The organism is Arthrobacter sp. Hor0625, assembly GCF_052567525.1.
Genome location: NZ_CP199586.1, coordinates 2,317,905 through 2,333,152, shown reverse-complemented (window position 1 = coordinate 2,333,152; position 15,248 = coordinate 2,317,905). Strand labels below are relative to the sequence as shown.

General features: G+C 71.7%; 8 protein-coding genes. 2 read left to right on the top strand and 6 right to left on the bottom strand.

Going from position 1 to position 15,248, the window contains the following annotated elements; genetic code table 11:
- Window positions 1-33: 33 nt before the first annotated feature.
- Window positions 34-1,062, bottom strand: a complete 1,029-nt coding sequence (locus ACTWLI_RS10795) for a YlbL family protein (protein ID WP_445156163.1) — start codon at window positions 1,060-1,062, stop codon at window positions 34-36.
- Between the two features lie 385 nt (window positions 1,063-1,447).
- On the opposite strand from ACTWLI_RS10795, the gene ACTWLI_RS10790 reads away from it, so the two are divergent.
- Window positions 1,448-2,890, top strand: a complete 1,443-nt coding sequence (locus ACTWLI_RS10790) for a zinc-dependent metalloprotease (RefSeq protein WP_445153859.1) — start codon at window positions 1,448-1,450, stop codon at window positions 2,888-2,890.
- Window positions 2,891-2,987: 97 nt separating this feature from the next.
- Here ACTWLI_RS10790 and ACTWLI_RS10785 read toward each other — a convergent pair whose 3' ends face one another.
- The 3 genes from ACTWLI_RS10785 to nudC all read right to left on the bottom strand — a co-directional run bounded on the left by ACTWLI_RS10785 (window position 2,988) and on the right by nudC (window position 6,958).
- Complete coding sequence (locus ACTWLI_RS10785) at window positions 2,988-3,629, bottom strand: M48 metallopeptidase family protein (RefSeq protein WP_445153858.1); 642 nt, start codon at window positions 3,627-3,629, stop codon at window positions 2,988-2,990.
- A complete protein-coding gene (locus ACTWLI_RS10780; protein ID WP_445156162.1) occupies window positions 3,629-5,707 on the bottom strand; it encodes an ATP-dependent DNA helicase UvrD2 in 2,079 nt (692 codons plus the stop codon). The genes ACTWLI_RS10785 and ACTWLI_RS10780 overlap by 1 nt, the downstream gene beginning before the upstream one ends.
- Before the next feature lie 189 nt (window positions 5,708-5,896).
- On the bottom strand, window positions 5,897-6,958 hold the full coding sequence (gene nudC, locus ACTWLI_RS10775; protein WP_445153857.1) for an NAD(+) diphosphatase: 1,062 nt from the start codon (window positions 6,956-6,958) through the stop codon (window positions 5,897-5,899).
- A 154-nt stretch (window positions 6,959-7,112) separates the two neighbouring features.
- On the opposite strand from nudC, the gene ACTWLI_RS10770 reads away from it, so the two are divergent.
- Complete coding sequence (locus ACTWLI_RS10770) at window positions 7,113-8,504, top strand: phosphotransferase (protein ID WP_445153856.1); 1,392 nt, start codon at window positions 7,113-7,115, stop codon at window positions 8,502-8,504.
- On the opposite strand, the gene ACTWLI_RS10765 is transcribed toward ACTWLI_RS10770, so the two are convergent.
- Window positions 8,501-12,010 (bottom strand): ATP-dependent helicase, encoded by a 3,510-nt coding sequence (locus ACTWLI_RS10765; protein ID WP_445153855.1) that lies wholly within the window; start codon window positions 12,008-12,010, stop codon window positions 8,501-8,503. The two genes, ACTWLI_RS10770 and ACTWLI_RS10765, sit on opposite strands and share 4 nt — an antisense overlap.
- Complete coding sequence (locus tag ACTWLI_RS10760) at window positions 12,007-15,243, bottom strand: ATP-dependent helicase (RefSeq protein WP_445153854.1); 3,237 nt, start codon at window positions 15,241-15,243, stop codon at window positions 12,007-12,009. The genes ACTWLI_RS10765 and ACTWLI_RS10760 overlap by 4 nt, the downstream gene beginning before the upstream one ends.
- Window positions 15,244-15,248: the final 5 nt, after the last annotated feature.

Genomic DNA, 15,248 nt, shown 5'->3' with positions numbered 1-15,248 from the left:
CGACTGGCGCCCGGGCTTAGTTCCGGGGCCAGTCTAGTTGCTGGTGCAGGCCGGAAGGCCCGATGTGTCGCCGCCGCCCGCGGCGAGCTCCACGGCGCGGCGCGCCCCGGCCAGGTTCTCGACTTTCACGACCTGCAGCCCGTCCGGGATGTGGCCGACGACGTCGTCGCAGTTGGCTGCCGGGGCGAGGAACAGGGTCGCCCCGCCGGCGCGGGCGCCGACCATCTTCTGGCCGATCCCGCCGATCGCACCCACAGCGCCGTCGGGCGTGATCGTCCCGGTGCCGGCGATGTGTTTCCCCGCGGTGAGGTCGCCGGGGGTGACCGTGTCCACGATGCCAAGGGCGAACATCATCCCTGCGCTGGGACCGCCGACCTTGTCCAGCGAGATCTTCACGTCGAAGGGGAATTTGAACTTGTACTGCAGGACCACGCCGAGCAGGTACCGGCCGGTCCCGGATTTGCCGGGTGTGACCGTCACGGGCAACCGCTTGCCGTTCCGGTCGACGACGACGGCGACCGGCTTCCCCTCCCCGGCGGCGAGTTGCGCCTGGATGACGCTCAGGGCGCTGATGGGTTTGCCGTCGATCGAGACGAGCACGTCGCCTTTTTCGATCTTGCCAAGGGAGGCCGAATCGTCGGACAGGTCAGCCACCTGCAGCTTCTGCTCGAACGGGATGCCCAGTTCCTGCAGCGCAGCGGCGACGGCGTTCTCCTGCGATGTCGTCATGGCGACGGCACTTTCCTGCTGCGACTGCTCCCGGGTGACGCCGCTCGGGAAGATCAGTTCCTCGGGGTAGACCGCTTTGGCCGAGTTGAACCAGGCGCTGAGCGCTTCAAAGGCTGTGACCGGACCGTTGGGGCCGCCGTCGACGTAGACCGTGGTGAGGTCCAGGCTGCCCTTGGCCGGGTAGGTCTGGTGCCCGGAAACAGCGATGACGGGTTTGCCGTTGTCCGAGCCCAGCGTGTTGAACGTGGGCCCGGGAGACTCAACGACGTAGGGAACGGGCAGGCTCATCGCGGCCAGGCCCAGGCCGAAGGCGAGCAGCCCGGACACCAGCATGGCCGAGGAGCGGTTGTCCGCCCGGGGGGCCGGTCCTGCGCCCCCGGACCGGCGCTCCCGGAAACCGGCGCGGAAGCGCGGGCGGACACCGGAGTCAGCGCCATCACGGGACGCGGCGCCGCCGGGAGGCTCTTCGCCCTGGGTAAACGTCAATGCAAGACCTCTCCATACCGGGCGCCCCCGGCCGGACGAGCCGGCCCGGGGCGCTGCGGCTGCCGCCGGACCCCGGCCTGCAGCGTGCAATTAATCCAGCCTCTAACACTACGCGTTCGGCCGCCCCGGGGCGCTTTGCCGACAGCGAACGTAGCCGGATTTCGGAGGACAGCGGCGCGGCCGGACGGTAGCGTGAAGATGAGCACCAGTCACACCGACGATCGGCGGGATCATGACCTCTAACCCACTCAATCCGTCCAACGGGGACGACGAGCCCAAGGACCCGCTGGCGGAAATGCTGCAGAACCTCATGGGCGGCAAAGGCATGGGGGACATCGATCCGGCGGAGCTGGCCAAGGCCGCCGGCCTGCCGGATGATCCGAACCTGCTGGCCCAGATGTTTTCCCAGGTCCAGGCGATGATGAGTGCGCCATCGGAGGGCCCGGTCAACTGGGAACTGGCCCACGAGAACGCCCGCCGCGTCGCCGCAAGCGGTTCCGACCCGTCCGTGACCGCGGCGCAGTCCCGCGAAGTGGATGAAGCCCTGCGCCTTGCCGAGCTGTGGCTGGACCAGGTCACCGAGCTTCCTTCCACCGGGCTGATCGGCCGGGCCTGGTCCCGCGCCGAGTGGGTCGAGGAGACCCTGGGAACGTGGAAGCGGCTGACCGAGCCGGTGGCCAACAGCATCGCCAACGCGCTGTCCTCTGCCATGACCGAGCAGATGCCGGAAGAGATGAAGGCGATGATGGGCGGCGCCTCCTCGATGCTGCAAAACATGGGCGGCGCGATCTTCGGCATGCAGCTGGGCCAGGCGATCGGCGCCCTGTCGGCCGAAGTTGTCAGCTCCACGGACATCGGTGTCCCGCTCGCCGATCTCGAGATGGCGCTGTTGCCGGCCAACGTGGCCAAATTCGGCGAGGGCCTGAGCCTGCCGGAAAACGACATCCGGCTCTTCCTCGCCGTGCGCGAGGCCGCCCACGCCCGCCTCTTCGTGCAGGTGCCCTGGCTGCGGGGCCACCTGCTGGGCGCGATCGAAGCCTACGCCCGCGGAATCCACATCGATACCTCCAAGATCGAGGAGCTGGCCCGGGACCTGGACCCCAGCAACCCCGAGGGCATCCAGGAGGCCCTGTCCCAAGGGGTCTTCATGCCGCAGCGCACCCCCGCCCAGGAACAGGCCCTCGAAAAGCTCGAAACCGCGCTGGCCCTGGTGGAAGGGTGGGTCGATGAACTCACCGCTGCCGCCACCGCGAACCTGCTGCCCTCCGCCGGGGCCCTGCGGGAGACCGTCAGGCGGCGCCGTGCCACCGGCGGTCCGGCCGAGCACGCGTTTTCTTCCCTGGTGGGGCTGGAGCTTCGGCCGCGGAGGTTGCGGGAGGCCGCCACCCTCTGGGCCCAGCTCAAGGAGGAACGCGGGGTGGAGGGCCGGGATGCGATCTGGCAGCACCCCGACCTGCTGCCCACAGCCGAGGACCTGGACGACCCGAAGGGCTTCAGCGAACGCCGCAAACTCGCCGAGGCCAGCGATACCGAGGTGGACGACGCCCTGCAGAAGCTGCTCAGTGGCGGCTTTGACACCGAGGCGCCGGACGCCGGCGAGGACAGCGGCGACGCCGCCGGCGGGCCTGCGGACGGCTCCGGCGACACGGACGGGGACGGCAGCCCCAAGGCCTGAGCGTATCGTCAGGACACAACGGGAAGCCCCGGCAGGATTTCGATCCGGCCGGGGCTTTCGCGTGTCCCGCAGGGCCGGTGCTTCCTGCGTGGAGGCCTCAGCAGGCGGCGGTCCCGGCCTCGTCGGCCTCGGCGTCCATGTCGCCACCGGCGTCGAGGACGTCATCGGCGTCGCTGTTGTCGGCCGCAAGTCCGCGTGCGGTGGCGAAGGAAACGCCTTCCAGGAACGCCTTGGCACGCTCGGTCTCCGGATAGGCCGCCAGCAGCCGCCAGAACGCGGCGTTGTGCGCTGCGACCAGCAGGTGCGCCAGTTCATGGAGCAGCACGTAATCGATGACCCACTGCGGCATCTGCTGCAGCTTGTGGGAGAGCCGGATGGTCCCCTCCGACGGCGTCGCGGAGCCCCACCGGGAGTTCTGGTTGGTCACCCAGCGGACCGACGCGGGAACGGCCCGTCCGCCGAGGTAGGTGGCGGAAAGTTCGGCGGCCCGGGCCGCGAGCGCCGCGTCGGTCCGGCCCTTCCTGGCTCCGGCGCGGCGCCTGGTCCCCTGCCGGCGGAGCTTCTCCAGCATCCGGTCCACCCATTCGCGCTCCTGCGCGCCGCTGAAGTGCGCGGGGATGGCGACCACGGCGGTGCCGTTTTCCCAGAACGCGGCCACGGTCCGGCGGCGGCGCGCCGACCGGCGCACCTCCACCGGGGCCCCGTCCGCCGTCGTCAGCGGGACGCTGCCGGCGCCCATCAGGAGGCCGAGCTTCCGGCCAGGACGGCGAGGACGTCCTCGCCGTATTTCTCCAGCTTTGAGGCGCCGACGCCGGGAAGCTTGGCCAGTTCCTCCAGCGTCCCCGGCCTGGCCTCGGCGATCGCCGTCAGGGTCGCGTCCGTGAAGACCACAAAGGCCGGGACGTCCGCCTCCAGGGCGGTCTCCTTGCGCCACTGCCGCAGCGCATCGAAGGTTTGCTCCTCGTAGGTGGGCGGACACTGGTTGCAGCGGCCGACCTTGCGCTCCGCGCCAGTGGAGAGCATGCTGCCGCAGACCCGGCACGACGCCGGCACGGCCGCCTTGCGGCGCGGCGCCGCGCCCTTGCCCCGGATGGACGAGCCGGCCACGGAGTCCGGCCGCAAGCCGTCCAGGAAGCGGGAGGGCTTGCGGTTGGCCCGGCCGCCGGGGGTCCGGGCCGTGGACCAGGACAGGTGGAGATACTCCTTGGCACGGGTGATCCCGACATACAGCAGGCGGCGCTCCTCGTCCACAGCCTCGGGAGTGTCCGCAAAGGAGATCGGCACCAGCCCCTCGCTCAGGCCGACGAGGAAGACCGCCTCCCATTCGAGGCCCTTGGCGGCGTGCAGCGAGGCCAGGGTGACTCCCTGGACGGTGGGCGCGTGCTGCGCCAGCGACCGCTCCTGCAGTTCGTTGACGAAGTCGGCGAGGCTGAACTGCGCTCCCCTGCTGGCCACCAGCTCGTCGGCGAGGGCTACCAGGGCAGCGAGCGATTCCCAGCGTTCGCGCAGGGCCCCGCCGCTGTGCGGGGCCTTGTCGGTGTAGCCGAGCGAGGAGACGATGTCCCGGACCAGCTGGCCGAGGGGTTCGGGCGCTTCGGTTTCCGCGGCGGCCCGGGTGGCCGCCCGCAGCTGCAGGATCGCGTCCCGGACCTCCTTGCGGGCAAAGAAGCGTTCGCCGCCGCGCAGCTGGTAGCCGATGCCGGCCGCAGCGAGGGCCTGTTCGTAGGCCTCGGACTGGCCGTTGGTGCGGAACAGCACCGCGATCTGGCTTGCGGGCGTGCCGGCGTCGAGCAGGGTGCGGATCCTGACGGCCACCGTGGCGGCCTCCGCCTCGTCATCGGAACATTCGGTGAACTGCGGCGCCGGCCCGGCCGGGCGCTGTGCCACGAGCTGCAGCGGGGTGGCCCAGGCGGCGTCGGCGGCGGGGCCGCCGCTGCGCCGGCCGGCCAGCAGTTCGTTGGCCAGCTTCACCACCTGCGGGGTGGAGCGGTAGTCGCGGACCAGCTTGACCACGGTCGCGTCCGGGTACTGCGCCTTGAAGCCGAGCAGGTGCTTGGGCGATGCCCCGGTGAAGGAGTAGATCGTCTGGCTCGCATCGCCGACGACGCAGAGATCGTCCCGGCCGCCCAGCCACAGTTCAAGCAGCCGCTGCTGCAACGGCGAGACGTCCTGGTATTCGTCGACCACGAAGTGCCGGTACTGCTCCCGGACGGTCGCCGCGACCTTGGGGTCCTCCTGCAGGATGCCGACGGTGATCAGCAGGACGTCTTCGAAGTCGATGACGTTGCGGTCGGTCTTGACGTCCTCATAGGACTGGAAGACCCGCGCGACGGCGGTCAGGTCGAAGCCGCCGGGGGTGCCGCGCCCCTGGGCCTTCTCCAGGTAGTTCGCGGGCGTCAGCATGGACACCTTGGCCCATTCGATCTCGGAGGCGAGGTCACGGATGGAGGCCCGGTCGGTGCTCAGCCGCAGCCGCCGGGCCGCCTCGGCGATCATCTGGGCCTTGTGGTCCAGCAGGTTCGGCAGCGCCCCGCCGATGGCCTGCGGCCAGAAGAACTGCAGCTGGCGCAGCGCGGCGGCGTGGAAGGTGCGGGCCTGGACGTTGCCGACGCCCAGGTCCCGGAGCCGGCTGCGCATTTCGGCCGCGGCACGGGCGGTGAAGGTGACCGCCAGCAGCCGCTGCGGGCTGTAGACGCCGGAGTGCACGCCGTAGGCGATGCGGTGCGTGATGGCGCGGGTCTTGCCGGTCCCGGCGCCGGCGAGCACACACATGGGACCGTTGAGGGTGCTGGCCACCTCGCGCTGCTCGGCGTCCAGGCCGCCGAGGACGCGCTCCTCAAGTGAGCGGTCGTCCGGTGCCGGGGTCGCGGCTGGTCCCGGGCCGTCCTGGGAGGGTCCGGTCGGGAAGGCGCTGGTCTGGAAAATGTCTGTGTTCACTTCTGCTGCTCAGTCGTTAGCGGGTGGGCGGGAGGTGCGCCGCGGCGGGCGCCCGGGGCAGCGGTGCGCTCAGGGACTGTCGGGACGGTCCTCGATGGTGCCCCCGTACCAGTGTTCGATCAGGGCGCGGGCAATCGAGAGCCTGCTGGAGATGACGATTTCGCCGCTCAGCACGGCTTCCTGCAGTTCGGTGCGGCTGAACCACCGTGCCCGGGTGACCTCGACGCCGTCAGGCTTGGCCTCGGTGTCCGGGGTCACGGCGGTGAAACCGAGCATGAGTGAGGCCGGGAAGGGCCACGACTGCGAACCGAGGTACTGGGAGGCGGTGACCTTGACCCCCACTTCCTCGCCGATTTCACGGACGACTGCCTGCTCGAGGGACTCGCCGGGTTCGACGAAGCCGGCGAGCGTCGAGTAATTCCTGGCATCGAGCGGGCCACCGCCGCCCAGCAGCAACCGGTCGTCCGGTCCCACCACGGTGACAATGATCGCCGGATCGGTGCGCGGGTAGTGTTCGGAGTTGTCGGCGGGGCAACGCCGCACCCAGCCTCCGGCTTCCGGGACAGTGGCGGCGCCGCAGCGCGGGCAGTGGGTGTGCGTGGCGTGCCAGTTGGCAATCGCGCTGGCCTCGATGAACAGGGCGGTGTCCGTGGCGTCCAACTGCCCGGCCACTTCACGGAAGCCGGCCCACCGCGCTCCCGCAGGGATACCCTCGACATGCTGCTCGAACGGCTCGGCGTGGACCTCGAACTGCTCCGGCAGGACGAACAGGACAAACCGGGTGCCTTCGGCGGCGCCCGTTCCGGGCAGGCCGGTGCCGAGGTAGATGACGTGCTCGGGCTCGTACGCGGTGCCCTTGAGGCGCGCTGCGAGGGCGGTCGCGTCCAGGAAGACCAGTCCGTTGCCGCTGACCAGCGCCTCCCGCCGGGAGAGGACCATGGCACTCGCGCCGCCGGAACGCAACAGGTCCGCCAGCATGCCGGGTTGCAGCCGGGCGGCGGAGCCGCGGTCGATCAACGCCGGGCGGACCGGGAGGACGGTTTCCCGCAGGTGGTTGGCCGCCTGACCTGCGCGCGGGTTTTGTCCAATAATTTGCCCCGACCCGGGCTCCGGTGACTCCGCAAGACTCATGTACCCACCGTACCGACCCCCACGGACAAATGACATTTAGCGGGCCGGGCGGCCGCTGCCGGTGCGGCGGCCGCCGGGCGCTAATTCGGGCCGAACTTTCAGACTCGCCGTGGTGCATCGCCGTCTTGGGCGCGGCTCAATCTACCGTGGAAGCGTGAGAAGAAAAGCAATCGAACTGGCAGCGGTGGCAACTGCGGCGGTCCCCGGACTGACCCCGACCGCCGTGAGCTCTGCGCCCGACGATCCGGCCGACTTCGATTCCGCCCTTCTCCTGGACTCCGAAGGCAAGCGCTGGCGGGTGCGTTCGCCCCGGCATGCCGAAGCCAGCACCCGCCTCGAAACCGAATTCCTTGTGCTGCGTGCCTTCACCCCGGGGATCCGCGCCGAGCTTCCTTTCCTGATGCCGACGGTGGCCGGCACGGTCAGGCAGGGCACCCTGAGCACCTTCGTGTATTCGCACCTGTCCGGCGCCACCCGCTCGGTGGAGGATCTGGGCGCCGGCTCTGCCGCGCTGGCCCGTGAGATCGGCGCCGCTTTGGCCGCCATCCACGACCTGCCGCACGCCTTGGTCAGCAACGCGGACCTGCCCAGCTACACGCCCAACGAGTTCCGCCAGCGCCGGCTCAACGAGCTGGACCAGGCCGCCACCACCGGAAAGATCCCGCCGCTGCTGTTGCGGCGCTGGGAGCACGCGCTTGAGGACGTGTCCCTGTGGCGCTTCAATCCCAGCGTCGTCCACGGGGACCTGCACGAGGACAACCTGCTGGTCGACGGCGACCGGGTCACGGCCGTGACCGGCTGGACCGATCTGCGGATCGGGGATCCGGCCGACGACATGGCCTGGCTGGTCGCATCCAATGACCAGGACTTCGTAGACGCGGTCCTGGCCCACTACAGCTCCAGCCGCCGCGACGCTCCGGACGCCCACCTGCTGCGCCGTGCCGCATTGTCCGCCGAGTTTGCCCTGGCCCAGTACCTGGTCAAGGGCCTGGCCGCCGACGACGCCGAGATGATCGGCGAGGCCGAGTCGATGCTGGCAGTGCTCGCAGCGGACGTCGCCGAGCACGGCGGCCAGCCGATCAGCGTCGAACCCCTGCCGCAGCCCGCCGTGACCGTCCAGCCCATCAGCCCCGACGCCGAGGCTCCGTCCAGCGTGCCGGACGCCGGCGAAATGCGCCCGGCGGTCCACGTGACCCCTATCCCGTCCGACGAGGCCGCCGCCACCGGATCCACCGGCGGGGGGCCGGCCGACGGGAAGCCCGACGCCGTCGAGCCCGAAAACAGCACACCCGACGACGGCGAGCCCGCGCCGGGCGATGCGCCCGCGAATCCCGTGTCCGGTGCCCCCGGCTCCGGCAACGCCGACTCCGGCAACGCCGCGGAGGGCGCAGCACCGGAAGACAGCGCACCGGACGACAGCGCAACGGACGACGCCGCGGCGGACGGGAACCCGGACGACGCCGGCGGCAGGACTCCTGCGGACCGCGATACGGCGACCACGGCCCTGACGGTTGTGCCCGCGCCCGGCGGCAGCGCCGGCCGCTAGCCCGCCGGCCGGCCCAGGGCTTCCGCGACAATCGCCTCCAGCCGTTCAGCGGAGCCCAGGTCATGCGGACGGACCACCTGGTCCTCAGCCACGTAGTAAAACGCGGCCCGGACCTGATCGAGCGGCACGCCCTTGAGCCGGGACCAGGCGAGGCGGTAGACGGCGAGCTGCACGGACTTGGTTCCCAGCTGCCCTGCTGAAGGGCGGCGCCCGGTCTTCCAGTCCACCAGGTCCCAGCCGCCGTCGGCGTCGCGGAACACCGCATCGATCCTGCCGCGGACCACCACGTCGCCGATCCGGGTCTCCACCGGGACCTCCACGTGGGCTGGCGCGCGGTGCGCCCATTCGGACTGACGGAAGGTCTCGACCATGGCGTCCAGGCCATACGCCGCGTCGATGTGGTCGTCCGATCCGGGGGCGTCACCGAGGTCGAGCATGCCGGTGGTCCCGAAGTATTCCTCGACCCACGCATGGAACGCCGTGCCCTTGCGGGCGGACATCCCCGGTTCGCGCGGCACCGGCCGCCGCAGCCGGGCCACGACGCCGGCCGCGTCGTCGTCGAGGTCCACCAGGGTGGACGCGGAGATGTGCCCGGGAAGGTGAACATCCTGGACCGCGGAGCGCCGCGAACGCCGTTCCAGCAGCCTCGCAGCTTCCTGCGCCCAGCCGGCCGCCGGACCGCGCAGGGTTCCCGGCCGTGGCGCCGAAGGCGCCGCGCCCGGGGAGGGCAGCGCCGGTGGGCCGGCTTGTTCCAGCCGTTCGCGCACCCGCGCCGCCGCCGCATCCATGGCGGCGCGCCGGCCGGGGACGAGCCTCAGCCGGGTCCCGGTGTGCGGGTGCACCGGGCCCTCCAGGGGGTCGTAGGGCCAGAGCGCTAGCTCCAGCTCGGAGGTCAGCGGACTCTCTTCCGGCAGGGCCTCCTCCGCGACCGATCGCGGGTGGATCTCCGCCGCTCCGGATGCGGTCAGCGACTCCAGCTCGGCCAGGAACGGTGACATTTCGGCCAGGCCGGCCCGGGAGCCGACCCAGGCGGCGCTGGAGACCCAGAGCACGTGCTTGGCCCGGGTGTAGGCCACGTAGGCGAGCCGCCGTTCCTCGGCTTCGCCGTGCACCTGGACCGCGGATTTGAACTCCTTCTCGGCGTCGAGCCAGCCCTTTTGGTCCGGGTGGTCCAGATCCCACTGGGGCAGGTCATGGCGGTCCCCGCGCAGCGGCCAGGGCAGCGCCGCGGAACCGCTGCTCCACCGCGAATCCCGGCTGGACGGGAAGGCGCCCGCGTTGAGGCCCGGCACGAACACCACGTCCCATTCCAGGCCCTTGGAGGCATGCACGGTCAGAAGTTGGACGGCCTCGTGGTTGACCTCGGCTGCGGCTGCGTCGAGGCCGTTCTCCTCGGCCGCGGCTGCTTCCAGCCAGGCCAGGAACGCGAGGACGTCGACCCGCTGCGAGGTGTGCAGGAAGCCCGCGGCGGCATCCTGGAAGGCGTCGAGGTTGCGCCGGGCCTGATGGATGCTGATGCCGGGGCGGGCCGCGACTTCAATGTCCAGGAGCATGGCGCGTTCCACCTCGCCCAGGAGGGTGCCCAGGTCATCACCCATGAAGCTGCGCAGCTGCCGCAGCTCGGCGGAGAGCCGCTGCAGACGCTCCAGCGCCGGCGCGCTCAGCCGGCGCCCGTGCGCTGAGGTCCAGTCGGGCCGAGGCAGCCAGTCCAGTGCCTCGACCAGGCTCGCGGCGTCGGTCAGGTCACCTTCGATGAGCGGCCCGGCGTCCTCCGGTGAGGCATCGTCCGGCGACTGCAGGTCCAGGGCGCCGGGGCGGCCGCGGCGGCGGGCGAGGAAGGCGGACCAGTCCCGGAAGGCCATCAGGTCTGCGGGCCCGATCCGCCACCGGGCACCGGCCAGCAGGCGCATCAGGGAGTCCGACCGGCCCGGATCGGCCAGAACCCGGAGGGTTGCCACCAGGTCAACGATTTCCGGGGTGTCGAGCAGGCCGCCAAGGCCGACGATTTCGTACGGGATGCCCTTGGCCTCGAATTCGCGGCGGATGCATTCCATCTGCGCGCGCCTGCGGCACAACACGGCCATGGCCGGCGGTTCGGGGTTCTCCACCGCGCCGGCGTCGAAATCGGTGCGGCGGAACTTCAGCACGTCGGCGGCGATCGCCGCAGCCTCGTCCTCGTCGGTGCCGAAGCGTCCCATCACGACCCGGCCCTGCACCGCGGCCGGGCTGGGCTGCAGCGGCGGGACCTCCACGCTCCCGGCGCTGTCGCGGGCTCCCGCGGCCCCTCCGGCGGCCTTGTTGAGCGGAGCGGAGATGACATTGGCGGCGTCGAGGATGTTGCGGCCGTTGCGCCAGGCAGTGGTCAGGTACGACGTCGGCGCGACCGCGAGCCGCGCTTCGCCGTCGGCGGCTGCGTCGTCGACCCGTACGGGGAACTCCCGGACGAAGTGGAACAACTGGCCCGCCGAGGCGCCGCGGAAGCCGTAGATGGACTGGTTCGGGTCACCCACGGCGGTGACGGCGTGGCCGCCGCCGAAGAGCCGGGAGAACAGCACCAGCTGGGCGTGGGACGTGTCCTGGAACTCGTCCAGCAGGACGACCTTGTAGCGTTGGCGTTCGGTCTGCGCCGCGACCGGGATCTCGCTGGCGACCCGGGCGGCCAGGGCCACCAGGTCACCGAAGTCGAGGGCACCCCTGGCCCGTTTGGCCTCCGCGTAGCGGCCCACCATGTCCGCGACGCTGGCGCGCGTGCGCAGCAGGGCGGCGAGGTCTGCGGCGGCCTGGCTGGGGTTCTTTTTGGCCGTGGCGAGGTAGGGAAGCGCCTCGAATTCGGCCACCCGGTCCAGCAGCCAGCCGCGCACCGCGGCGGGGTCCTGCAGGTGTTCGGCGCACTCCCCCGCGAGCTGGATGACGGCCTTGACCAGGGTCGATTTGGCGGACCGGAAGTGCTCGTAGTCGCCGTCGAAGGCCTCCACCACCTCGCTCGCGAGCTGGAAGGACTGGGCGCCGCCAAGGAGCACGACGTCGCGTTCCACGCCGAGCCGGAGGCCGTAGTCGGAGACGATGCCGCTGGCGTACGAATGGTAGGTGGAGACTTTCGGTTCCAGCGCGTCGGTGCTGAGCAGCCCGGCGGGGAAGATCCCGTGCGCGGTGTCGGCCGCGGCGATCCGGTCCAGCGCTGCGAGCTTGGCCCGGATCCGGGTGGCCAGCTCGCCGGCGGCTTTCCGGGTGAAGGTCACGCCGAGGACTTCCTCCGGCCGGACCCAGCCGTTCGCGACCAGCCACACGACCCGGTCGGCCATGGTGGCAGTCTTGCCGGAGCCTGCCCCGGCGATCACCAGCCGGGGCGACAGCGGCGAGGCGATGATCTGGGCCTGCTCCGTCGTGGGGGTGTTCTTCTCCCCCAGCATGGCCGACAGTTCGGCCGGGCTGAACCGCGGCTCCGGCAGCCCGTCCGGCCGGAGACCGGCCGGGGGCGCGCCCTCGGTGGCGGTGGTGCTGTTCATTCGGTGACCTGCTTTCCCCGTGCGCAGAGCGGACAGACTTCCGGCAGCCGGCAGCCGTGGCCGCCGTGGCCGCCCTTGGCCGGGTCGTGGCGGCTCTCAAAGGTGCTGCCCGCCATGACGCGGGCCGCGTCCTGGACCATCTCCAGGGCCCAGTTCGCCTCCGGGCCCAGCGGCGGCTGGCTCTGTACGCCCGGGCTCTTGGTCCCGGTGCCGAGCTGGGCCAGCACCGCCCCGCCGGGCCGGGGCGGCGGGCCGTCGTCGTCGCCGGAAAAGCCGCCGGCCAGGACGGCGGCCTGGTAGGCGCCCAGCTGGGGGTGGCGTTCCAGCTCCGCCTTGCCGGGCTGGCGCTTGCCGGTTTTGAGGTCCACGATCACCAGCCGCCCCTCAGCGTCGATCTCCAGCCGGTCCACCTGGCCGCGCAGCACCGCCGGGCGCGCCGGCCAGGGGTCATCCCCGGAGACGGCCGGCGGGTCCACATCGGCCAGCTTCACCTCGAAATCCTGCTCCACGCCGAGCAGGCTGCGCCCTTCGCTGCGCATGACCAGCACGTACTGGGCGAGCTTGCGCACCATGGCCTCCGCGCGCTGGAAATCCAGCTTGCCTTCCCAGTTGTCCTTCATGCCCAGCGTCGGCCAGCGTTTTGCCAGTTCGGCGACGTATTCGCTGCCGGAGGCGTCCGGAAGATCCTGAGCGATGGCATGCACGAGAGTTCCAAGGCTGCGGGCAAAGTCCGTGGCGGCCTCGCCGCCGGCGGCCTGGACGAACCAGTCCAGTGGCGACTTCTGTACCGTCTCGACCTTGGAGGGCGAAACGAAGACCGTCCCGCCCGGCGGGACCACGGGGTCGGTCGAGGACAGCGGCGCCAGTCCCCACCAGGTGTCGGGGTGGGCCCCGGGAACCGGCGGCTCGGCAGCGGCCAGGGCACCGAGCACGGCGGTGGCCTCGGCCGCTTCGGCGGTTCCGCCGTCGAGCTGGGCGTACTGGCGCAGCTCGGCCACGAGGGCTCGCAGCGTCAGCGGCCGCTCCACCGCGGTGTAGGGCCGCCGGTCCTGGTCCGGGTGCAGCGGCGCGACGTAGTCCAGGAAGGAGGAGGGCTGGTCGTCTTCGGAGGACACGGCGGTGCAGATCAGCACCTCCTGGGCGCGGGAGACGGCCGTGGAGAAGCTGCGCAGTTCGTCGTAGCGGATTTCGCGCAGCCGGCTCAGCGGGTCCAGCTGCAATGCGTACTCGACGCCGTGTTCGACGGCGTCCGCGAACAGGGTGCTGCCGAGCAGTTCGCCCCGGAGCCGGGTGTTGGGCCAGACGCCTTCCTGCAGGCCGGGCACGATCACGACCGGCCACTCGCGGCCGGCCGCGCTGGCCGGCGTCATCAGCTCCACCGCGTCCTCCAGCTGGGCCCGGGCCGCGAGCGTGTCCATCGGCAGTTCCTGGCTGAGCAGGTATTCGAGGAATTGCTCCGGGCCGGAGCCGGGCAGCTGGTCCACGTACCGTTCGGCGGTGTGGAACAGCGCCATCATGGCGTCCAGGTCCCGGTCCGCCCGGGCCCCCGCTGCCCCGCCGGCCAGTGCGGCCTCGGTCCAGCGGCCGGCCAGTCCGGTGGCGTGCCACAGCGCCCAGAGCACGGTTTCGGCGTTGCCGCCGGGCGCCTCCGCCGCTTCCCGCCCGGCCTTGATCATCCGGGCGACACGGCGCGCCGCGTGGCCCTCGATGCCCAGTGTCGCCAGCGCGCCGGGCTCCAGCAGCGCCTCGACGAGGAGCGCGTCGCTGGAGCGGCCGCCGCCGCCGAGCAGTTCTTCGCGCCGCAGCGACTGGCGCAGCCGGCGGAGCTCGATCGACGTTGCCCCGCCGATCCGTGAGGTCAGGAGCGAGACCGCGGCCTCGGGGGTGAGCGCGGCGGGATCCAGCGCCACCGCGTAGGCGTCCAGCAGCGGGCGGACCGCCACTTCGTCCCGAACCGCGGATTCGGCGACCGGGATCCGCACCGGGATGCCCTGGCCGGCGAGGTGGCGCTGGACCTGGCTGAGCTGTCCGCCGTTGCGCACGATCACGGCGATGTCGCCCAGGTCCCGGCCGTCGTTGAGCTGGGCTTCGAGGATCCGCTGGGCCACATACCGCAGTTCGTGGACCGGTGATGGCAGCAGGTGGGCCTCCACCGCCCCGGCGGCCGGAGGCTGGGTGCCGGAGGGCTGCGGGGGTTCGAGTCGGCGGGCCGAGGTGCCGCCGGCTCGAAGCGAAATGCGCCCGGCGACTCTCTGCCAGGCCTCGGCCACGGCGGGCGCGTGGCGGTGGGCGGTCCACAGCGGCAGTTCCAGGACGGTGCCGCCGGCGGGGGCGAGCAGCCGGGGCAGTTCCGCGACGAGGTCCGGCCGCGCGCCGCGGAATCCCTGGACCACGGTGTCCGGGGAGGACGTGACGACGGCGTCCTTGCCGGCGGCGATGTCGGCGAGGAGTTCGAAGACCGCCGGGTTCGCTTCCTGGATGTCATCGACCAGGACCAGCTGCAGCCGGTCCCGTTCCGCGGCCAGGAAGTCCGGGGCGTCCTGGAAGATCTGCCGCGCGGCCGTGATGATCCCGGCCGGGTCGAAGGATTCGGGCATGCGCAGGTCCAGGACGTCACGGTATTCGGCGTACAGCGCGGCCGCGGCCGTCCAGTCGGGACGTCCGCAACGCTGCGCGAGGGCGGCGAGGTCTTCGGCGGTGCGCCCGGATTCGATGATGCGGTCGAACAGCTGGCGCACCTCCTGCCGGAAGCCCCGGGTCTGCAGGGCGGCGTCGAGGTCCGCGGGCCAGGGCAGTTCCAGCCCGGGACTGGCGTGCCCTTCGAGGAGTTCCTTGATGATCAGGTCCTGTTCGGGGCCCGACAGCAGCTTCGGGGCCCGGGCCAGCGGCAGGATGCCCTCGGCCTTGGCCCGCCGGATCAGGTCGAACGCGTACGACGCCCAGGTGCGCGCCGGCGTCGTGCTCAGGCTGCGGTCCAGCCGTGCAGTGAAGCGGTCGCGCAGGGCGTCGGCGGCGAGCCGGCCGGGCGCGAGGATGAGCATCCGTCCCGGATCCAGGCCGTCGCGCTGCGCACGGCGGACGGCGGCCTCGACCAGCACCGTCGACTTCCCGGTCCCCGGCGCCCCCGGGACCAGGACCGGCCCGGAACCGTGGGCGACGTCGACGACCGCCAGCTGGTCCGGCGAGAGCACCGGGGCGGAGCCGTGCAGCGTCCGGGGCGGCAGCAGCCGCAAGCCGG